The following is a 20165-nucleotide window of genomic DNA, read 5'->3' as shown; positions in this document are numbered from 1 at the left end:
ATGAAACACATTCCCCGCAAGCGCTTCGGGCAGCATTTCCTGTCCGATGGCGCGGTGATCGGCGCCATCGTCGACGCGATCGATCCGCGGCCGGGCCAGGCGCTGGTCGAGATCGGGCCGGGGCTCGGCGCGATGACCGATCCGCTGGTCGCGCGCAGCGAGCGCCTGACGGTGATCGAGCTCGACCGCGACCTGGCGGCGCGGCTGCGCAAGCGCGCCGAGCTGAACGTCGTCGAATCCGACGTCCTGAAGGTCGACTTCGCGGCGTTGGCCGCACAGGCCGGCCAGAAGCTGCGGGTCGTCGGCAACCTGCCGTACAACATCTCGACGCCCATCCTGTTCCACCTGCTCGATGCCGTCGACCAGGTGCAGGACCAGCATTTCATGCTGCAGAAGGAGGTCGTCGACCGCATGGCGGCATCGCCCGGCAACAAGGACTACGGCCGGCTGACCGTGATGCTGCAATGGCGCTATGACATCGAGTCTGTGCTCGACGTGCCGCCCGAATCGTTCGACCCGCCGCCCCGGGTCGATTCGGCGGTGGTGCGCATGCAGCCGCTGCCCGACGCCGCCGGCGTGCCGCAGGCGCTGCTCGGCGAGCTGGTGACAGTGGCGTTCTCGCAGCGTCGCAAGTTGCTGCGGCACACGCTGGGCCGTTGGCTAGACGAACGCGGCTTCGGCGGCAGCTTCGACGTGCAGCGCCGCGCCGAGGAGGTGCCGGTCGCGGACTACCTGGCGCTGGTTCAGGCCGTCCGGTCGCGTTAGCTCAGAAGCGGTAGCGCAGCGACAGCGTCGTCATGTTGGCGCCGCGCGTCTCATCGAAGACGTATTTCAGCTGCGATTCATACGATTCGACTTCCAGCAACGCCGACAGCTGCGGCTGCAGGTACCACTCGACACCGATCCCCAGCGTGGGTTCAGTGCCTTTCTCGTCCTGGTCGCGGGCGTCGAAACCGAAGAACGATTCGCTGCGGGCGGTGCGCCGGTAATAGGCCCCGATGCGGCCGAGCAGCGCGACATGGTCGCCGAGGTGAATGGCGCCTACCAGCGCGATGGCCGGGCCTGTTCGCCAGTCGGAGCCGAGCGACACGGCGCCGGCCTCCAGCCGCAGCGAACGGCGGAACTGGTACCCCAGCATCAGCTTGCCACCGTGTCCGGTCAGGGTCTCGTGGCCGTCCTGCCCGTTCGACACGCGGTACCGGCTCACACCGACGCCGCCGGACACATACCACCCGGAGGCCGACACGGCGACCGGCAGTTGCCCGGCGGCCGCGCCGCTCTCTTGTGCGCCTGCCGCGGCGGCGATGCCGAGCGTCAATGCCGTCGCGAGCCACGCTCGCGCACCACGACCGAATGCCATCGTTTCCCTCCCTCTCGTTGTGTGCGGCGCATTGTGTCGTCTCCGACACTGAAAGCAACCTCAAGGCTGACGATGAACGCGCATAAAAAAAGCCCGCCGAAGCGGGCTGTTGCCAGGGGCTCGATCGATCAGCTCAAGCTGCGTTCAGCCACATCGATGTGTCGAACGCGCTGCTCATCATCGGCATGTTCATTCCGAAGTTCGCGTTGGCCGCGCTCTTCGCCGCCGGCTTGGCCGGCTTGTTCTCTGCAATCTGGGCCGTTTCCGTCGCCCGCTCCCATGACCCTTGTTCCTGGGAGCGGGCTACTGAAAAGAATAGAAGCACCTGAATGGTATTTTTCGCTCCGCCCAGAAATCGGCGGCATCGCGGAAAACGTCGAGCAGTTGTTCGCGGGCCTCGCGGTCGAAACGCGGGTTGTCGGGCAGCTGCTCCAGCACCACGACGAAGCCGGGCTGCGTGCCCGACTTGTGCACCAGGTCGGTCATGCAGTCATACAGCGCATCGAGGTTCTTGCCGAAATGCGACGGGAACAGGAAGGACTCGGCAATGCTGTCCAGCACGTCCTGCTTGGACTGGGCGTGGGTCAGGTTCGCATAGAGGAAATGCTGGCCCACGCCTTGCGCGGCTTCCTGCAAATCCTCGACGCGGTAGGCGCGTATCGACTGGACGATGTTTGGACGGACGGTCTGCAAGAGCATGGTCTCGTTCCTCCTTGGTTCAAAAGAATCCATCAGCTGACCTTCACTTCACGATGCGGCGAAAACTCGCGTAGTGGTCGTCGGTGTAGTAACACGCCTGCGGTGTCGTGACCTGGTAGCCACCGCAGACGATGCGCTTGGCAGCGCGGTTCCTGGCCCCCGGGGTCGGCACGGTGTACTCGCGGTAGTAGCCGCGGCGCTGTGCCGGTAGCTGGCGCTCGCGGTTGCCGAACACACTGCCATCCTTCGGATACGGAAACGGGCCTCCGGTTCTGATCAGCCGCTCTGTCGCCTGGGCTTCGGCCGGCAGCGCCGCCAGGGCCACCGTGGCCAACTCGTCGGCGGCCGGCGGTGCTTCTTTTGCAGGCACCGACACCACGCTGGCCGCCATGACCGCCACCACGATCGCCGCGCGGCCCCAGCGGGCCCGGCCATCGAACTGACTTGCAAAACCGGCCAGCACACCGGAGAGAGACACGGGTTATCCCTGAATTCGGAAACCAGGATGGTACCGAATCAACCCGCAAAGCTCAAGCCGCTGCCTCAATTTGGGGCAGGGTGAGCTGAAAATCAGTAAATGCTCGCATTCGTCCAGGGCCATATGAGTCGGCACATCCGGACAGACTTCGGAGTCTCAAGCACCCCTGGCGGATCGATGACAAGGGCGTCACATGCCCGTGCAGGACCCCCGGGCATTTTTGGCGCACGCACCAAGCTGTGCTTGGTGCGTGGCCGGCGACCGTTCTTGTCAGATCGCCTCGCTCAGCGGGCCGCGTTCGCGTCGGCGACCGTCAGCGCGGTCATGTTGACGATGCGGCGCACGGTGGCCGACGGCGTCAGGATGTGCACCGGCTTGGCCGCGCCCAGCAGCACCGGGCCGATCGCGATGCCGCCGCCGGCAGCCGTCTTCAGCAGGTTGTAGCTGATGTTGGCGGCGTCGATGTTCGGCAGCACCAGCAGGTTGGCCTCGCCGGACAGCGTGCTCGTCGGCATCAGCTCGGCGCGGTAGCCGGGGTCGAGCGCGGCGTCGCCGTGCATCTCGCCGTCGACCTCCAGCCACGGCGCCTGCTCGTGCAGCAGCGCGAGCGCCTCGCGCATCTTGATCGCCGACGGCTGGTTGCTCGAGCCGAAGTTGCTGTGCGACAGCAGCGCCGCCTTCGGGCGCAGGCCGAAGCGCTTCATCTCCTCGGCCGCCATCACGGTGATCTCGGCCAGTTGGGCCGCGGTCGGGTCGTAGTTGACGTGCGTGTCGACCAGCATCACCTGCCGGTTCGGCAGGATCAGCCCGTTCATGCAGGCGTAGGTCTTGGTGCCCTTGCGCAGGCCGATCACCTGGTCGATGTACTGCAGGTGCATCGCGGTGTTGCCCCAGGTGCCGCACAGCATGCCGTCGACCTCGCCCTTGTGCAGCAGCATCGCGCCGATCAGGGTCAGGCGGCGGCGCATCTCGATCTTTGCGAGCTGCGCGGTCACGCCCTTGCGCGCCATCATGCGGTGGTAGGTCTGCCAGTAGTCGCGGTAGCGCTCGTCGTGCTCGGTGTTGACCAGGTCGTAGTCGTTGCCGGCCTTCAGGCGCAGCCCGAACTTCTCGATGCGCTGCGCGATGACCTCGGGCCGGCCGATCAGCGTCGGGCGGGCCAGGTTCTCGTCGACCACCACCTGCACCGCGCGCAGCACGCGCTCTTCCTCACCTTCGGCGAAGACCACGCGCTTGTGCTGGGCGCACTTGGCGAGCGTGAAGATCGGCTTCATCGTCGTGCCGGAGGCGTAGACGAAGCTCTGCAGCTTCTCGCGGTAGGCGTCCATGTCCTTGACCGGGCGCGTCGCGACACCGGAGTCGACCGCGGCCTGCGCCACCGCCGGCGCGATCTTCATCATCAGCCGCGGGTCGAACGGCTTCGGGATCAGGTACTCGGGGCCGAAGCTCAGCGTCGCGCCGGCATAGGCCGCCGCCACCACCTCGCTCTGCTCGGCCTGGGCCAGCTCGGCGATCGCGTGCACCGCGGCGATCTCCATCTCGATCGTGATGGTGGTCGCGCCGCTGTCGAGCGCGCCGCGGAAGATGTACGGGAAGCACAGGACGTTGTTGACCTGGTTCGGGTAGTCGGTGCGGCCGGTCGCGATGATCGCGTCGGCGCGCACTTCCTTGACCTCTTCCGGCAGGATCTCCGGCGTCGGGTTGGCCAGCGCCAGGATGATCGGCTTGGCCGCCATCGACGCCACCATCTCCTTCTTCAGCACGCCGCCGGCCGACAAGCCGAGGAAGATGTCGGCGCCTTCCATCACCTGGGCCAGCTTGCGGTGCGACGTTTTCTGCGCGAACTGGATCTTGTCCTCGTCCATCAGCTCGGTGCGGCCTTCGTAGACCACGCCGGCCAGGTCGGTGACCCAGATGTTCTCGCGCGGCACGCCGAGCTTGACCAGCAGCCCCAGGCAGGCGAGCGCCGCGGCACCGGCACCGGAGGTCACGAGCTTGACCTTGTCGATGTCCTTGCCGACCACCTTCAGCGCGTTCAGCACGGCCGCGCCGACGGTGATCGCGGTTCCGTGCTGGTCGTCGTGGAACACCGGGATGTGCATGCGCTCGCGCAGCTTGCGCTCGACGTAGAAGCAGTCCGGGGCCTTGATGTCCTCGAGGTTGATGCCGCCGAAGGTCGGCTCGAGCGCGGCGATGATGTCGACCAGCTTGTCGAGGTCGCGCTCGGCGAGCTCGATGTCGAACACGTCGATGCCGGCGAACTTCTTGAACAGCACGCCCTTGCCCTCCATCACCGGCTTCGACGCCAGCGGCCCGATGTCGCCGAGCCCGAGCACCGCGGTGCCGTTGGTGACGACGGCCACCAGGTTGCCGCGCGCGGTGTAGCGGAACGCGTTGGCCGGGTCGGCGACGATCTCTTCGCAGGCGGCGGCCACGCCGGGCGAGTACGCGAGGGCCAGGTCGCGCTGGTTGATCAGCTGCTTGGTCGCGGCGATCGCGATCTTGCCGGGCACCGGGAACTCGTGGTACTCCAGAGCCGCTCGGCGCAGTTCGGCATGCTTGTTGTCTGATGGGGCCATGGCGTGATCTCGTGGGTCCTCGAAGGGGAAAGCATTGTAGGAGGGCGCGAACCCCGCAGTGTTGCGCAGCGCGCCGCCGGCCCCCATGCGCGAAACTGCGTACCTCCGCGGCCGGCCCATTCGCAATACTGCAGGGTGGTCCCCGCGCCCGAGTGATGCTTTCGCCCCTGCTCCCACCGCCTGCCGCCCCCGAGTCCCTGCCGCCGCGGCGCTGGCGGCGCGCGCTGCCATGGGCGACGCTGGTGGCGCTGCTGCTGGTCGCCCAGTCGCTGCTGGTGTGGCTGACGCTCGGCTACGAGAGCAGCCGTGCGCAGGAGCAGGTCGACGCCACCGCCACCGCGGCGGCCGGCGACATCAAGCAGGCGCTCGGCCGCGACCTGCAGAGCCTGCAGGCGCTGCTGTGGAACAACCCGTCGATCCCGCTGTGGCGGCAGGATGCGGCTGCGCTGCTGCGCTCGCGCCGCGAGCTGCTGCGCATCGAGCGCCGCGATGCGCAGCTGGAGATCACCGACTCGGTCGACTCGCCGCTGCACGGTTCGGCCTTCACGCAGATCCACCGCGACGACATCGACCTCGAGACCGAGCTCGCGTGCACCACCGCGCGCCGCCAGGGCAGCCCGTCGTACTCGCGCAGCTACTTCGTGCCGCTGCCGGGGGGGCTGGGCCTGGAGGTGATGGACGTCTGCATCCCGATCGCCGGCAGCGGGCAGAACCTCGGCTTCATGGCCGCCACCTTCGCGCTCGGCCGGCTGCTGGACGAAACGGTGGGCAGCGAGGTGAAGCGGGTGCACGAGCTGTCGTTCATCGAAGGCGACGGCACGCGGCTCGCGCGTGCGGGCCTGCCGCGCGGTGCGGGCGCCTTCATCGCCGAGCGGCTGGTCGACCTGCCGGGCCTGAGCCTGCAGCTGCGGGTCGACAGCAGCGCCGGTCGCCCGCGGCTGATCCCCAACCTCAGCACCGCGCTGGTGCTCGGGCTGTCGCTCGCGCTCGGCGGCGTGGTGGTGCTGCTGGCGCGCGATGTGCGCAAGCGCGCCGGCGCCGAGGCGGCGCTCGCCGAGGCGCTGAGCTTCCGCAAGGCGATGGAGGATTCGCTGGTCACCGGGCTGCGCGCGCGCGACCCGCACGGCCGCATCACCTACGTGAACCCGGCCTTCTGCGAGATGGTGGGCTTCAGCGCGACCGAGCTGGTCGGGCAGACGACGCCGCCCTACTGGCCGCCGGAGCTCACGTCGGAATACACCAAGCGCCAGCAGGTGCGGCTGGCCGGCACGGTGCCGCCGCGCGAGGGCTACGAGACGGTGTTCATGCGGCGCAACGGCGAGCGCTTCGCGGTGATGATCTTCGAGGCGCCGCTGGTCGACGGCGCCGGTCGCCACACCGGCTGGATGAGCGCGGCGCTCGACGTCAGCGCGCAGCGCAAGATCGAGGAGGTATCGCGCCAGCAGCAGGAGCGGCTGCAGGCGACGGCGCGGCTGGCCACCGTCGGCGAGATGGCCTCGCTGCTGAGCCACGAGCTGAACCAGCCGCTGGCGGCGATCGCGAGCTATGCCGCCGGCTCGCTGAACCTGATGAACGACACCGAGGGCGACTGCGCCGAGACGCTGCCGCTGCTGCGACAGGCCTCGCAGCGCATCGCCGAGCAGGCCGAGCGGGCCGGCCGCGTGATCAAGAGCGTGCACGACTTCGTGCGGCGGCGCGAGCAGGCGCGCGAGCCGGTGCGCGCCGACCTGCTGATCGACGCGGTGCTGCCGCTGGTGCGGCTGCAGGCGCGCAAGAGCGGCGCGCGCATCGAGCTCGACCTGCCGAAGCCGATGCCGCGCGTGGTCTGCGACCGCACGATGCTCGAGCAGGTGCTGCTGAACCTGACGCGCAATGCGATCCAGGCAATGGAGTCGCACACCCCGGCCGCCGAGCGCGAACTGACCATCCGCGTGCGCCCGGTGGACGCCCGCTGGGTCTCGTTCGGCATCGTCGACCGCGGCACAGGCGTCGCCGACGAGGTCGCGCCGCGGCTGTTCACGCCATTCTTCACGACCCGGCCCGAGGGCATGGGGCTCGGGCTGAGCCTGTGCCGCACGGTGATCGAGCAGCACGGCGGCCTGCTGGTGTTCGAGAACCGCTTCGACGCCGGGCGGCGCGTGATCGGCGCAGAATTCAGGTTCACGCTGCCTGCCGACAGCAAGAACACCAGCCCATGAACAGCAGTCCCTCCCACGGCGGCACGCCGGCCGCACCCCCCCACCTCGGCCTGCCGATGGTCTACCTGGTCGACGACGAGGACGTCGTGCGCGAGGCGCTGGCCTGGCTGCTGCGCTCGCGCCGGCTGCTGTCCGAAGGCTTCGCGAGCGCCGAGGCCTTCGAGGCGATGCTGGCGCCGCGCCTGGCCGCCGCCACCGCCGCCGGCTGGCCGACGTCGCCGAGCTGCCTGGTGCTGGACGTGCGCATGCCCGGCACCAGCGGCCTCGCATTGTTCGAACGGCTGGCCGAGCGCGGGCTGCTGCAGGCGCTGCCGGTGATCTTCCTGACCGGCCACGGCGACGTGCCGACCGCGGTGGCCGCCGTCAAGCGCGGCGCGTTCGATTTCGTCGAGAAGCCGTTCTCGGACAACGCACTGGTCGACCGCGTGGAGCAGGCGCTCGCTCAGAGCACGCAGGCCATCCTGCGCCGGCGCGACCGCGTCGCGCTGCAGCAGCACCTGGCCGAACTCACCGAGCGCGAGCGCGAGGTGATGGAGCGGGTGATCGACGGCCGGCCCAACAAGCTGATCGCCGACGAGCTGAACATCAGCGTGCGCACGGTCGAGGTGCACCGCGCGCGGGTGTTCGAGAAGATGGACGTGAAGTCGGCGGTGGAGCTGGCCAACCGGATGCGAGACTGAAGCGCGGACGCGCCACGCTCCAGTCGCTCGCCGCGGCGCCTAGCGGCGCAGCGCCGGATCGGCCTCGAGGGCCTTGACGAGATTCACCAGCGCTTCCTGTGTCGCCCGGTTGGCCGACAGCGAGTGGTTGTTCTTGAACTCGTCGTACTCCGCGTGCCCCTTGCCGATGCCCTTGACTTCGGTGACGACCGCGCCGGCCGGGTCGGTGACCTTGCAGACCAGTTCGATCGAGAAGTCGGTGGGCGGCCAGGTGAGGGCGCTGCTCGACGACGAATTGGTGAAGATCTTCGGCAGGATCACGAGTCGCAACGGGCTGCCGGGCACGGCGGCCTCGTTGGCCGACTTCATCTTCGTCACGTTCGCGAACACCTCGGACAAGGCGCGGTACAGGCCGGGGTCGAGGTCGGCGTAAGGCTTGTAGCTCACCTTGTCGCCGCCGCCGCCGCCGGTGGTCACCTCGCGCTGCGCGTCTTCCGGCGCCACGAAGTAGCCGACCGACTTGCCGATGCGGGACGTGCCCGAGGCCTTGATCTGGCTCGCGTCGACCGGACCCACCGTGATCGGGTGGGCGCAGCCGGTGAACAGGGCCGAGACGCCGAGGGCAAGGGCCAGCAGGATCTGTTGGATGCGCATGGAACGGCTCCCGGTCAGCGGATGGCCGCCACGAAGTCGGCGTCTGCGTACAGCGCCGCCAGCATGTTCTGCACCAGCACCGGGTACTGTTGCGCGGCCTTCGGGATCGCGGTCGCACCGGCGAACGAGCCTTCCCATTCGGCCGTGCCGCGCTTGGTCTTCTCGTACTTCACCTGGCCGTCGCGACGCACGATGAAGCGCGCCTCGACCTCGCCGCTGTTGGTCGAGAAGCCGCCGGCAGCGATGTCGTTCTTCAACAGCACGCCGGTGATCTCGATCGTGGCCTTCGGGTCGAGCCGCTTGGCGAGGTCGAGTTCGGACTTCAGCGCGTCGGCGAGGTACTGGGCGTAGCTGCCCTTGTCCGTCGTCATGTCGGCAGCGCGCAACTGGATCGACGTGGCGGTCTTCAGGCCGGCCTGCACCGTGAAGGCGCCGACCGCCACCGGCGTGCTGCCGGCGGCCTTCAGCGTGCTGACGTTGGCGATGGACGGCTGGAACGTCGGGGCGGTCGTCGAACAACCGCTGACGAAGACGGCAACGGCGGCACTGGCCGCCAGCACGAATGCGGAACGAAACAAGCTCATGGGACTGCTCTCTGGTTGTGATGGATGGCGCGCGCCCTCCGACGCGCGGGCGGATTTTCACAGCGAACGCCGCTTCCGCCGCGATAATCGCGACCCGGGGCAAACCCGCATCACGCCACCCACAGGAGATCCACCGTGATCGTTCGCGTTGTTCTGGCTGCCATCGTCGTGCTGGGGCTGGTGTTCGCCGTGTCCAGCTGCGGCACCATCGAATCGGGCAACGTCGGCATCCGCACGACGCTCGGCAAGGTCAGCGCCGACGAGGTCGAGCCGGGCATCTACCTCGGCGTCCCGGGCATCAGCCGGGTGCAGGAGTTCTCGGCCAAGGAGATCGGGCTCGACCTGAACGACCTGACGCCGAAGGCCCGCGACAACCTGTCGCTGCGCGACCTGGACGTGACGGTCTACTACCGCGTGATGCCCGGCTCGGTCGCCGACCTGTACGTGAAGTACGCCGGCCAGCACACCCGCGACGAAGGCAGCCGCGTCTACCTGCCGGCCTACGCGTTGCTGCAGCGCGTCGCGCGCAACGCGATCTACCAGCAGGCTTCGCACATCGACAGCCTGGTGATGCACACCCAGCGCGAGGAGCTGGCGCAGGCGGTGCGCAAGTCGCTGCAGGGCGAGCTCGACGCCAACGACAAGGGCGTGTTCCAGATCACGCGCGTCGTGATCCGTTCGCTGACCACCGACCCGGCGATCGAGAAGGCGATCCAGGATTCGGTCGCGGCGCAGAAGCAGCTCGAGACGACGAAGCAGCGCATCGCGATCGCCGAAGCCGAGGCACAGGTCGAGGTCAAGAAGGCCGAGGGCATCGCGCGCGCCAACCAGATCATCAACCAGAGCCTGACGCGCGAGTACCTGCAGCACGAGTCGAACCTCGCGCTGCTGAAATTCGCCGAGAAGGGCGGCACGACCACCGTCGTGCTCCCGGCGAACATGCAGACGGCGCCATTGATCAACATCGGCAAGTGAGCGCGCCGATGTCGGTGATCGGCGAGTTCGACCTGATCGCGCGTTGGTTCACGCGGCCGGCGCGGCGCGCGGCGCTCGGCGTCGGCGACGACTGCGCGCTGCTGAACCTGGCGCCCGGCATGCAGCTCGCGACCTCCAGCGACATGCTGGTCGAGGGCCGGCACTTCCTGTCGACGGTCGCGCCGCAGCGGCTCGGCCACAAGGCGCTGGCCGTCAACCTGAGCGACCTCGCTGCCTGCGGCGCACAGCCGCTCGCGTTCACGCTGGCGCTGGCGCTGCCGCGCATCGACGAGGCGTTCCTCGAAGGCTTCTCGCGCGGCCTGCTGGCGCTGGCCGATGCGCACGGCTGCGAGCTGGTCGGCGGCGACACGACGCAAGGCCCGCTGAACCTGTGCATCACGGTGTTCGGCGAGGTACCGCCTGGCCAGGCGCTGCTGCGCTCGGGCGCGCGCGAGGGCGACGAGATCTGGGTCAGCGGCACGCTCGGCGACGCGCGGCTCGCGCTGGAGGTCTTTCGCGGCAGCGTCGCGCTGGCCGGCGACGGCTTCGAGCAGGTGCGCGCCGCGATGGAGCTGCCGACGCCGCGCGTTGCCCTCGGCACCGCGCTGCGCGGCATCGCGACCAGCGCGATCGACGTTTCCGACGGGCTGCTCGGCGACCTCGGCCACATCCTGAAGCGCTCGAACGCCGGCGCCACGCTGCAGGTCGATGCGCTGCCGCGCAGCGCGGTGCTGGCCGCACAGCCGCTCGCGCTGCAGCGCAACTGCACGCTGGCCGGCGGCGACGACTACGAGCTGGTGTTCACCGCGCCACCGTCGCAGGCCGCCGCCGTGCGCGCCGCCGCACAAGGCGCCGGTGTCGCGGCGACGCGCATCGGCCGCATCGAGCCGGCCGCGCACGGCCTGCGGCTGGTGGACGGCGACGGCGCGGCGGTCGACCAGCGCTTCGCGGCCTTCGATCATTTCAAGTCATGACGCCCGAGCCCCATCCTGATCCCGCTCGCGCGCCCGAACCGCCGCCGCTACGCCCGGCGCCGCGCCGCGCGACCATCGGCTTCATGTTCCGCCACCCGGCGCACGTCATCGCGCTCGGCTTCGGCAGCGGCTTGTCGCCGGTCGCGCCCGGCACGGTCGGCACGCTGTGGGCCTGGCTCGCGTTCGTCATCCTGCAGCCGCACCTGGGCGACCTGCAGTGGCTGCTGCTGCTGACGGTCGGCACGGGGGTCGGTTGGTGGGCCTGCACGGTGACCGCGCGCAACCTCAATGTCGCCGACCCGGGCAGCATCGTCTGGGACGAGGTGCTGGCGTTCTGGGCCGTGCTGTGGCTGGTGACGCCGGCTGGCCTGCTCGCGCAGGCGGTGGCCTTCGGCCTGTTCCGCTTCTTCGACGCGGTGAAGCCGGGCCCGGTCGGCTGGGCCGACGGCCGCTTCAAGCTGCGCCGCGGCCAACCGATCGGCTGGGCGCAAGGCTTCGGCATCCTGTTCGACGACTTCGTCGCGGCGCTGTGCGCGCTGCTGGTGATCGCGCTGTGGAGGTTCCTGTGAACGAGTTCGAGCCGGCGGTGCTGGCGCTGGCGCGCGTGCTGCGGCAGCGCGGCGGCTCGATCGCGACGGCCGAGTCCTGCACCGGTGGGCTGATCGCCGCGGCCTGCACGTCGGTCGCCGGCTCGAGCGACTGGTTCGAGCGCGGCTTCGTGACCTACAGCAACGACGCGAAGACGCAGATGCTCGGCGTGCCGGCGGCGCTGATCGCGCAGCACGGTGCGGTCAGCGAAGAGGTCGCGCGTGCGATGGCCGAAGGCGCGCTGCGGCACTCGCCGGCGCGCTTCGCTGTCGCGGTGACCGGCATCGCCGGCCCGGGCGGCGCGGTGCCGGGCAAGCCGGTCGGCACCGTGTGGCTCGCGTGGGCGCAACGCGACGGGGCGACGCAGGCCGAGCGGCTGCTGTTCGCCGGCGACCGCACGGCGGTGCGCGGACAGACGGTGTCGCAGGCGCTGATGCGCTTGCTGCAGGCGGCATCGTGAGCATCTTGCTGGCCGCCGACTTCGATGCCTCGGAATGGGCCGCCTGGCTGCCGGCGCTGCAGGCGGCCTTGCCCGGCGAGACGCTGCTGCGCGAGCGAACCGGCGACGACATCGACATCGCGATCGTCGCCAACCCGCCGGCCGGTGCGCTGCACGGCCTGCCGGGGCTGAAGCTGGTGCAATCGCTGTGGGCCGGTGTCGACAAGCTGCTGCGTGACCCGACGCTGCCGACCGGCGTGCCGCTCGCGCGCATGGTCGATCCGGCGATGAATGCCGCGATGGCCGAGACCGCGCTGTGGGCGGCGCTCGCGCTGCAGCGCGGCTTCTTCGACTACGCCGCGCAGCAACGCACCGGCGTCTGGCGGCAGCACGGCCAACGACGTGCCGACGAGACGCGGGTCGCGGTGCTCGGCCTCGGGCAGATGGGCCAGACAGTGGCCGCGCGGCTGGCGCAGCAGGGGTTCATCGTCAGCGGTTGGCGCACGGGCAGCGGCCCGGTCGACGGCGTGCTGGCCGAGGCCGACGTCGTGATCAGCCTGCTGCCGTTGACGCCGGCCACCAGTGGCTTTTTCGACCGCGCACGCTTCGCGCAGATGCGCCGCGGCGCGAGCTTCGTGAACCTGGCGCGCGGTGCGCAGGTGGTGGAGGCGGACCTGCTGTCAGCGCTCGACGACGGGCAGCTGTCGCGCGCCGTGCTCGACGTGTTCGCGACCGAGCCGCTGCCGACGACGCATCCGTTCTGGCAGCACCCGAAGGTGACGGTGTTGCCGCACGTCGCGGCGCAGACCGATCCGCGCAGCGCGGCCCAGGTGGTGGCGGCCAACATCCGCGCGCTGCGCTCAGGGCAACCGCTGCAGCACCTGGTCGATCGAAGCCGCGGGTATTGAATTCGTAGCCCGAGGATCGTCATTCACGCGCGCAGGACGAGCGACACCTTCGTCGCCGGCCCGCCACGCACCGTCCCCGGGGCCGGCGCCGCCTGCTGCGTGACCTGCTGCATCACCATCAGCACCAGCCGCCGCAGGCCCTGCCACGGCTCGAACGGCCAGTCGGCGTGCTTCAGCCCCTTGACCAGGCCGTCGCAGACCTGCGCCGCCTCGACCAGCTGCGACAGCCCGTCGTCGCTCAGCAGCGGCGCGGCGCGTTCGAACAACCGCTCCTTCGCCCCCCAGACCCGCGCATCGCGCAATGCGAGCGCGAGCGGCTTGCCGGCGTTCATCGCGTCCTTCACGCGGCGCAGCGCCAGGATGTCGTTGGCCAGCGTCCAGTGCACCAGCACCGCCGCCTCGCCCTCGGCCTCCAGCCCGTCGAGCATGCGCAGCGCGCGGCCGACCTGGCCGGCCAGCACCGCCTCGCCGAGCTTGAACACGTCGTAGCGCGCGACGTTCAGCACCGCCGATTCGATCTGTTCGAAGCCCAGCTCGCCCTGCGGGTACAGCAGCCCGAGCTTCTGCACCTCCTGGTGCGCGGCCAGCAGGTTGCCTTCGACACGGTCGGCGAAGAACGCCAGCGTCTGCTGCCCGGCCTCGCCGTCCTGCACGCGCTGGCCCTGCGCCGCGAGCCGCTGCGCGATCCAGGCCGGCAGTGCGCGGCGCTCGATCGGGTCGACGCGCAGCGTGACGCCGGCCGCATCGAGCGCGACGAACCAGCCGCTGGTCTGCTGCGTGCGGTCCAGCTTGGGCAACTGCACCAGCGTGACCACGTCGTCCGACAGCGTCTCGCAGTAGCGTTGCAGCGCTTGCGAGCCGTCCTTGCCCGGCTTGCCGGACGGGATGCGGATGTCGATCAGCTGCTTGTCGGCGAACAGGCTCAGCGCCTGCGAGGCCCCGAGCAGGCTGCTCCAGTCGAAGTGCGCCCCGGCCACGGTGTGCACCTGGCGCTCGGTATGGCCGGCCGCGCGCGCGGCGGCGCGGATCAGGTCGGCAGCTTCCTGCGCGAGCAGCGGCTCGTCGCCGTGGATCGTGTAGATGCGCTTCAGGCCCTGGCGCAGGTGGGTGGGGAGTTGGTCAGCGCGCAGCTGCATCGGGATCGCGAGTCAAGAGGCCGGGGGCAACGCCGGGGTTCACAGGGACTGGACCGACGCCAGCCGGCGCAGCACCTGCGACGCGATGTCGGTTTCCATCGCGCGGTAGAGCAGCGTTTCTTCATGCTCCTTCGCCAGCGCGATGCTTTCGTTGTAGGTCATGTCGCGCGCCAGCAGGATCTCGCTCGCCGGGATCAGCTCCTTGCCCATCGGCGTGCGCAGCCGGAAGCTGAAGCGCGAGCGCAGCTGCACTTCGAGCACCTGGCCGGCGGTGCCGGACGACACGACGCCCTTCTCGCGCACGTCGTTCAGCGACTCGAGCACCACCTCGGCCTGCGACGCGGCCTCGACGACGCGCGTCGCGTTGACCGACTGCAGCGCACGGCGCAGGTCGGCGGCCAGCGGCGACTGCGGTTTGAAGCCGGTCAGCTGGATGGCCTTGAAGTGCAGTTCCGGCGCTCGCCGCAGCTCGAAGCCGCAACCGGCGAGCGCGGCGACGAGCGTGGACAGCAGGACCGTGCGGCGCTGGATCGGCATGCTCAGACGACGACGTTGACGAGCCGGCCCGGCACCACGATCACCTTCTTCGGCGGCTTGCCCTCCGAGAACTTGACGAAGTCCGGGCTCGCGACGGCGGCAGCCTCGATCACGGCCTTGTCGGCAGCGGCTGCCACGGTGATCGCACCGCGCGTCTTGCCGTTGACCTGAAGCACCAGCTCGATCTCGTCCTGCACCAGGGCCGCCTCGTCGACCTGCGGCCACGGTGCGTCGAGCAGGTCGCCCAGGCCCTTCGCATAGCCCAGGTCGGACCACAGCTTCCAGGTGATGTGCGGGCAGGCCGGGTACAGCGCGCGCAGCAGGATGCCGAAGCCCTCGCGCACGACGGCCGGTGCATCGCCCTTGAAGCCTTCGAGCGCATTCAGCAGCTTCATCGCGCCGGAGGCCACGGTGTTGTACTGCATGCGCTCGTAGTCGTAGCTGACCTGGCGCAGCAGCGTGTGCACCTCGCGGCGCAGCGCCTGCGCGTCCTTCGCGACGGTGCCGGAGACCTCGCCGGCGCCGAGGATCGCGTCGGCATGCTTCGCGCCGAACGCCCACAGGCGGCGCAGGAAACGGTTCGCACCCTCGACGCCCTGGTCGTTCCATTCGAGCGTCTGCTCCGGCGGCGACGCGAACATCACGAACAGCCGCGCGGTGTCGGCACCGAACTTCTCGATCAGGTCCTGCGGATCGACGCCGTTGTTCTTGGACTTGGACATCGTCGTCCAGCCCTCGTAGACGACCGGCTTGCCGCTTTCCTTGTGCACCGCCGACAGCACGTGCGCATGGTCGTCGCGCTGGATGTCGAGCTCGTGCGCCCAGAAGTAGTCCTTGCCGGCGCCTTCGTGAGTCAGCGAGAAGGCTTCGTTCAGCACCATGCCCTGGGTCAGCAGCTTCGTGAACGGCTCGTCGACCTTGACCAGGTGCAGGTCGCGCATCACCTTGGTCCAGAAGCGGGCGTACAGCAGGTGCAGGATCGCGTGCTCGATGCCGCCGATGTATTGGTCCATCGGCATCCAGTACTGCGTGCCGGCGCCGACCATCGCCTTGTCGTTCGACGCATCGCAGTAGCGCATGAAGTACCACGAGCTGTCGACGAAGGTGTCCATCGTGTCGGTCTCGCGGCGCGCCGGCTTGCCGCAGGTCGGGCACGCGACGTTCAGGAAGTCGGCACGCTTGTTCAGCGGGTTGCCGCTGCCGTCGGGCACCACGTCTTCCGGCAGCACGACCGGCAGGTCCTTCTCGGGCACCGGCACCGCGCCGTGCTCGTCGCAATGGATGATCGGAATGGGCGTGCCCCAGTAGCGCTGGCGGCTGACGCCCCAGTCGCGCAGGCGCCAGGTCGTCTTCTTCTCGCCCAGCCCCTTGTGGGCCAGCGCCGCGGCCACCGCGTCGACCGCCTTCGCGTGGTCGAGCCCGCTGAAGTTGTCGGAGTTGATCGTGATGCCGCGCTGCTTGTCGGCGTACCACTCCTGCCAGTGGTCGTAGCTGAAGTGCTCGCCGTCGATCGTGACGACCTGCAGGATGCCCAGGCCGTACTTCTTCGCGAACGCGAAATCGCGCTCGTCGTGCGCCGGCACGCCCATCACCGCGCCGTCGCCGTAGCTCATCAGCACGTAGTTGCCGACCCACACCGGCACGTCTTCGCCGGTGATCGGGTGCTGCACGACCAGGCCGGTCGGCACGCCCTTCTTCTCCTGCGTGGCGAGCTCGGCCTCGGTGGTGCCGCCGGCCTTGGTTTCGTCGATGAAGGCGGCGACCGCCGGGTTCGTGGCCGCGGCATGCGTGGCCAGCGGGTGCTCGGGCGCGACGGCGCAGAAGGTCACGCCCATGATGGTATCGGCACGCGTCGTGAAGACGTAGAGACGGCCGCCGCCGATCGGCTGGCCGTCAGCCCCGGCGATGCGGTGCGGGAACGCGAAGCGCACGCCCTCGCTGCGGCCGATCCAGTTCTCCTGCATCAGCTTCACGCGCTCGGGCCAGCCGGGCAGTTGCTCCTGCACATAGTCGAGCAGTTCGCCGGCGTACTTCGTGATGTTCAGGTAGTAGCCGGGGATCTCGCGCTTCTCGACCGGCGCGCCGGAGCGCCAGCCCTTGCCGTCGATCACCTGCTCGTTGGCGAGCACGGTCTGGTCGACCGGGTCCCAGTTGACGACCTGGGTGCGGCGCTCGGCGATGCCGGCCTTCAGCATCTTCAGGAACAGCCACTGGTTCCAGCGGTAGTAGGCCGGCGAGCAGGTCGCGATCTCGCGGCTCCAGTCGATGGCCAGGCCCATCGCCTGCATCTGCCGCTTCATGTACGCGATGTTGTCGTAGGTCCACTTCGCCGGCGGCACCTTGTTCTTGATCGCCGCGTTCTCGGCCGGCAGCCCGAAGGCGTCCCAGCCCATCGGCATCAGGACATTCATTCCCTTCATGCGCAGCTGGCGCGTCAACATGTCGTTGATCGTGTAGTTGCGCACATGGCCCATGTGCAGTTTGCCGCTCGGGTACGGCAGCATCGAGCAGGCGTAGAACTTCGGCTTGCTGGCGTCTTCCGTCACGCGATAGGCATCGGCGGCGGTCCACGCGGCCTGAGCGGCGCGTTCGATCTCGGTGGGCTTGAAGTCGGGAGTCATCGGTGTCGGCGCCGTGGGTGGCTCGGGGGGCGAGGGGCGATTATAGGAACCGACCCCGGCGCGCGCCGGTATGTTCGTCTTGGAATCATTCGGGCGTCCCGGCCACTCATCCAGCGACGCGCTCCGTTCCTCCGGGGCCCTCGCCTCCTCCCTTCAACCTCGCGAAGCAGTCACCATGACCACGATTCAGCGCCCCGCCTCCAGTTCGCCGTCTGGTGTCGTGCTCGGTGCACCGAAAGCGTCCGACGGCGCCGTGCCGCTCGAGCAGAAACTGCTTGCGGAGAAACTGCTGGCGGTCCGCCGCGAAGCCCGGCTGTCCACGCCGGCGGCATCGGGACCGCTGCGAATCTTGTGTGCCGAAATCGACAACCTCAAGCTGCGGCTGTCGAGCGCGATCGAGACGCCTGGGGACCCGCAAGAATGGGCGACCCTGCTCGACACGGTGCGCAACAGCATTCCGCCCGATCACGGCAGCCTCGGGCTGGCCTTCACGAAGGCCTTGTCGCTGGCCGAAACATCGGCCTCGAAGGGCGACAAGGCGAACTACCTGCTCGGCGTGCGTCGCCTGTGGACTGCCTTCTCGATGCTGCAGTTGACCCTGTCGCTCTAGCGCCCTAAGCCCGGTCCGCCTCGGCCTGCTTCAGCCAATCCAGGAACCAGCGCGCGGCCGGCCCCGGCGGCGCATCCTTGCGGTGCACCGAGCGCATCGAGAACGACGGCGGCGCGAACGGCAGGCCTTCGACCTCCAGCGTCACCAGGCTGCGCTGGGCCAGGTCGGCCTCCACCTGCGGACGCGGCATGTGGCCCCAGCCGAAGCCGGCGCGCAGGAACGCATGCTTGGTGCCCAGGTCGGCCAGCCGCCAGGTGATCGGCGACACGACACCGTAATCGCGCCCGTCCGTCATGCGCGAGCGGTCGGTCAGCACCAGCTGCACATGCTGTTCGATCACCGCGCGCGGGATCGGCCCGTCGTGCGATGCGAGCGGGTGCGTCGGCGCCACCACCGTGACGGCGGCCACGTCCAGCAGCGGCTGCGATTCGAGCGTGTCGGGCACCTCCGGCAGGCTGCCGATCACCGCGATGCGGCACTGGCCGTCGAGCACCGGCTGCAGGATCGCCCCCATCGCGTCGACGTGCAGCCGCAGCGGCGTGCCGGGGAATTCGTGGCGGAACGCGCCGACCGCCTGGGTCAGCCAGTCCATCGGGAACAGCGCATCCATCGCGACCGACAGCTCCGGCTCGAGCCCGTCGGACAAGCTCTTGGCGCGCGCCTTGAACCCATCGACGCCGCGCGCGACGATGCGCGCGTCGGCCAGCAGCGCGCGGCCTTCGTCGGTCAGCGTCGGCAGGCGGCCGCTGCGGTCGAACAGCGTCACGCCGATCTGGCGCTCCAGCTGCGCGATGGCCTGGCTCACCACCGACTGGGTGCGGTGCAGCTTGCGCGCCGCACCTGAAAAACTACCTCGTTCGACGCAGGCGATGAAGATCTTCAGCTGGTCGAAGGTGACGGGGTCACGCATGGGACGGCAAGGCTCCGGGGATCAGAACGGCAACGACAGGTAGTACTGGCCGAGTTCGGTCAGCTTGCCGTCCTTCTTGCCGTCCGCGTTCGTGACGAGCAGGCTGCTGTAGTGGGTGTCGTTCTCCCAGCGGCCGGTGAACCACGCGTAGCGGAAGACGTCGGCGCGGCTTTCGAGCATCGCGACCATTTCCGCCATCTGCGCCTTCTGTTTGGCCACGGTGTCGATCTGCGCCGAGCCGTCGCCGTTGTGCCAGTTCGCGAACTCGGTGACCCAGAAGGTCTTGCCGTACTTCTTCAGGCGATCGAGCTGCGCCGCCAGGCCGTAGTCGTACCAGTGGAACGACAGCATGTCGATGCGCGGATCGCGCCCGCCGTTGGCGTTGCGGTAGGCGGTGTAGAAGGCATCCATCCAGACCACCGGGTCCGTGAAGCCGGTCAGGGTGCCCCAGGTGATCTGGGGGCCGACGATCTTCACGCCGGTCTTCGCCGCCAGCGCCTCGAGACGCGGCCAGGCCGCCGCCGCATCGGCCGGCGTCGTCGTCGCCTGGCCATAGAGGTTCGGCTCGTTGATCACCAGCAGGTACTTGTACTGCTGGTTGGCCTTCAGCAGCGCCTCGATCTCGGCGTCGTCGAACGCGAAGTTCCACACCATCGGCACGAAGTCGGTGCCGGTGGGCGGGGTCACCGCCGGCCGGGGCGACCAGTTGTACCACCACGACACGCCCGGCACGAGCGCGTTCAGGTCGGCGGTGGTCGACAGGTCATAGGCGATGCCGCGCTTGAAGCTCTTGGCAGCGGGCGCCGGAGCCGGGGCAGGCGACGGTGCGGGGCTCGGCGACGGCGAAGGACTCGGTGCGGGCGCCGGGGCCGGCGAAGGCGACGGAGCGGGGGACGGCGAGGGCGCAGGGGCCGGGGCCGGCGGCGTGCCGCCGACAGGCGCCGGCGACGGCGACGAATCGCTGCCACCGCCGCAAGCGGCCAGCGCCGCGGTGGCTGCGGACGCCAGGCTGGCGCCGATCAGGCGCCGGCGCAGCCGGCTGTCGAGGTCAGGGTGATCGTTCATCGAAGACTTTCGCTTGTTCCAACGGTGCAGGCAGGCGGTCGCCCATGGGGGAAACCGCGTTGCAGTTCGCATGCCACGGCCGCCGAACCCCGAAGTGGAACCGTTTATCACTTCCATCTGACGCAAACCGTCGATGCGCAGGCCAAACTTTGTCGGGCACCTCGCGCCGCGCCGACGCAATGCGCATCCCT

Annotated in this window: 20 protein-coding genes; 9 read left to right on the top strand and 11 right to left on the bottom strand. The window is 69.3% G+C overall.

What is annotated here, in order from left to right:
- Positions 1–765 carry a 16S rRNA (adenine(1518)-N(6)/adenine(1519)-N(6))-dimethyltransferase RsmA gene (gene rsmA / locus FHT26_RS12405; protein ID WP_168560427.1) on the top strand — a complete coding sequence of 255 codons (765 nt, stop codon included), beginning with the start codon at positions 1–3 and terminating at the stop codon, positions 763–765.
- 1 nt (position 766) lies between these two features.
- Here the strand turns inward: rsmA and FHT26_RS12400 are convergent, their stop codons facing one another.
- From FHT26_RS12400 to FHT26_RS12385, 4 genes are all read right to left on the bottom strand, one after another.
- Positions 767–1360 carry an outer membrane beta-barrel protein gene (locus FHT26_RS12400; RefSeq protein WP_168560426.1) on the bottom strand — a complete coding sequence of 198 codons (594 nt, stop codon included), beginning with the start codon at positions 1358–1360 and terminating at the stop codon, positions 767–769.
- Positions 1361–1663: 303 nt separating this feature from the next.
- Positions 1664–2059: a barstar family protein gene (locus FHT26_RS12395; protein ID WP_210427355.1), complete on the bottom strand. Its 396-nt coding sequence runs from the start codon at positions 2057–2059 to the stop codon at positions 1664–1666.
- Between the two features lie 43 nt (positions 2060–2102).
- Positions 2103–2450, bottom strand: coding sequence for a guanyl-specific ribonuclease (locus FHT26_RS12390; RefSeq protein ID WP_168560583.1), 348 nt, complete (start codon positions 2448–2450; stop codon positions 2103–2105).
- Between the two features lie 371 nt (positions 2451–2821).
- Positions 2822–5116 (bottom strand): NADP-dependent malic enzyme, encoded by a 2295-nt coding sequence (locus FHT26_RS12385; RefSeq protein WP_168560424.1) that lies wholly within the window; start codon positions 5114–5116, stop codon positions 2822–2824.
- 155 nt (positions 5117–5271) lie between these two features.
- Here FHT26_RS12385 and FHT26_RS12380 point away from each other — a divergent pair, with 155 nt between their 5' ends.
- Together FHT26_RS12380 and FHT26_RS12375 are read left to right on the top strand one after the other, a co-directional pair.
- Positions 5272–7314 (top strand): sensor histidine kinase, encoded by a 2043-nt coding sequence (locus FHT26_RS12380; protein ID WP_168560423.1) that lies wholly within the window; start codon positions 5272–5274, stop codon positions 7312–7314.
- 56 nt (positions 7315–7370) lie between these two features.
- The gene (locus FHT26_RS12375; protein WP_168560582.1) at positions 7371–7994 is read left to right on the top strand and encodes a response regulator transcription factor; all 624 of its coding nucleotides are present in this window, start codon (positions 7371–7373) and stop codon (positions 7992–7994) included.
- Positions 7995–8033: 39 nt separating this feature from the next.
- Here the strand turns inward: FHT26_RS12375 and FHT26_RS12370 are convergent, their stop codons facing one another.
- Both FHT26_RS12370 and FHT26_RS12365 read right to left on the bottom strand, forming a co-directional pair.
- Entirely contained in the window at positions 8034–8627 is a 594-nt protein-coding gene (locus FHT26_RS12370; protein ID WP_168560422.1) for a hypothetical protein, read from the bottom strand.
- Positions 8628–8641: 14 nt separating this feature from the next.
- Positions 8642–9211 carry a hypothetical protein gene (locus FHT26_RS12365; protein WP_168560421.1) on the bottom strand — a complete coding sequence of 190 codons (570 nt, stop codon included), beginning with the start codon at positions 9209–9211 and terminating at the stop codon, positions 8642–8644.
- 135 nt (positions 9212–9346) lie between these two features.
- On the opposite strand from FHT26_RS12365, the gene FHT26_RS12360 reads away from it, so the two are divergent.
- From FHT26_RS12360 to FHT26_RS12340, 5 genes are read left to right on the top strand one after another with little or no spacing between them, the layout of a single operon-like run.
- Positions 9347–10186 (top strand): SPFH domain-containing protein, encoded by an 840-nt coding sequence (locus FHT26_RS12360; RefSeq protein WP_168560420.1) that lies wholly within the window; start codon positions 9347–9349, stop codon positions 10184–10186.
- 17 nt (positions 10187–10203) lie between these two features.
- A complete protein-coding gene (thiL, locus tag FHT26_RS12355) occupies positions 10204–11160 on the top strand; it encodes a thiamine-phosphate kinase (RefSeq protein ID WP_168560581.1) in 957 nt (318 codons plus the stop codon).
- On the top strand, positions 11157–11729 hold the full coding sequence (locus tag FHT26_RS12350; protein ID WP_168560419.1) for a phosphatidylglycerophosphatase A family protein: 573 nt from the start codon (positions 11157–11159) through the stop codon (positions 11727–11729). The genes thiL and FHT26_RS12350 overlap by 4 nt, the downstream gene beginning before the upstream one ends.
- Positions 11726–12208, top strand: a complete 483-nt coding sequence (locus FHT26_RS12345) for a CinA family protein (RefSeq protein ID WP_349238135.1) — start codon at positions 11726–11728, stop codon at positions 12206–12208. The genes FHT26_RS12350 and FHT26_RS12345 overlap by 4 nt, the downstream gene beginning before the upstream one ends.
- Positions 12205–13095: an NAD(P)-dependent oxidoreductase gene (locus FHT26_RS12340; protein ID WP_168560417.1), complete on the top strand. Its 891-nt coding sequence runs from the start codon at positions 12205–12207 to the stop codon at positions 13093–13095. The genes FHT26_RS12345 and FHT26_RS12340 overlap by 4 nt, the downstream gene beginning before the upstream one ends.
- Positions 13096–13118: 23 nt before the next feature.
- Here the strand turns inward: FHT26_RS12340 and holA are convergent, their stop codons facing one another.
- From holA to leuS, 3 genes are read right to left on the bottom strand one after another with little or no spacing between them, the layout of a single operon-like run.
- The gene (holA, locus tag FHT26_RS12335; protein ID WP_168560416.1) at positions 13119–14231 is read right to left on the bottom strand and encodes a DNA polymerase III subunit delta; all 1113 of its coding nucleotides are present in this window, start codon (positions 14229–14231) and stop codon (positions 13119–13121) included.
- Positions 14232–14270: 39 nt separating this feature from the next.
- The gene (locus FHT26_RS12330; RefSeq protein WP_210427354.1) at positions 14271–14768 is read right to left on the bottom strand and encodes an LPS-assembly lipoprotein LptE; all 498 of its coding nucleotides are present in this window, start codon (positions 14766–14768) and stop codon (positions 14271–14273) included.
- A 2-nt stretch (positions 14769–14770) separates the two neighbouring features.
- Positions 14771–17389: a leucine--tRNA ligase gene (leuS, locus tag FHT26_RS12325; protein WP_168560415.1), complete on the bottom strand. Its 2619-nt coding sequence runs from the start codon at positions 17387–17389 to the stop codon at positions 14771–14773.
- A 175-nt stretch (positions 17390–17564) separates the two neighbouring features.
- Here leuS and FHT26_RS12320 point away from each other — a divergent pair, with 175 nt between their 5' ends.
- Positions 17565–17999, top strand: coding sequence for a hypothetical protein (locus FHT26_RS12320; RefSeq protein WP_168560414.1), 435 nt, complete (start codon positions 17565–17567; stop codon positions 17997–17999).
- Between the two features lie 4 nt (positions 18000–18003).
- Here the strand turns inward: FHT26_RS12320 and FHT26_RS12315 are convergent, their stop codons facing one another.
- Both FHT26_RS12315 and FHT26_RS12310 read right to left on the bottom strand, forming a co-directional pair.
- On the bottom strand, positions 18004–18909 hold the full coding sequence (locus FHT26_RS12315; RefSeq protein ID WP_168560413.1) for a LysR family transcriptional regulator: 906 nt from the start codon (positions 18907–18909) through the stop codon (positions 18004–18006).
- 21 nt (positions 18910–18930) lie between these two features.
- Positions 18931–19974, bottom strand: coding sequence for a glycosyl hydrolase (locus FHT26_RS12310; protein WP_168560412.1), 1044 nt, complete (start codon positions 19972–19974; stop codon positions 18931–18933).
- Positions 19975–20165: the final 191 nt, after the last annotated feature.

This window comes from Rhizobacter sp. SG703 (assembly GCF_012275445.1).
Lineage (GTDB): Bacteria > Pseudomonadota > Gammaproteobacteria > Burkholderiales > Burkholderiaceae_C > Rhizobacter.
This window is presented reverse-complemented; position numbering and strand designations above follow the sequence as displayed.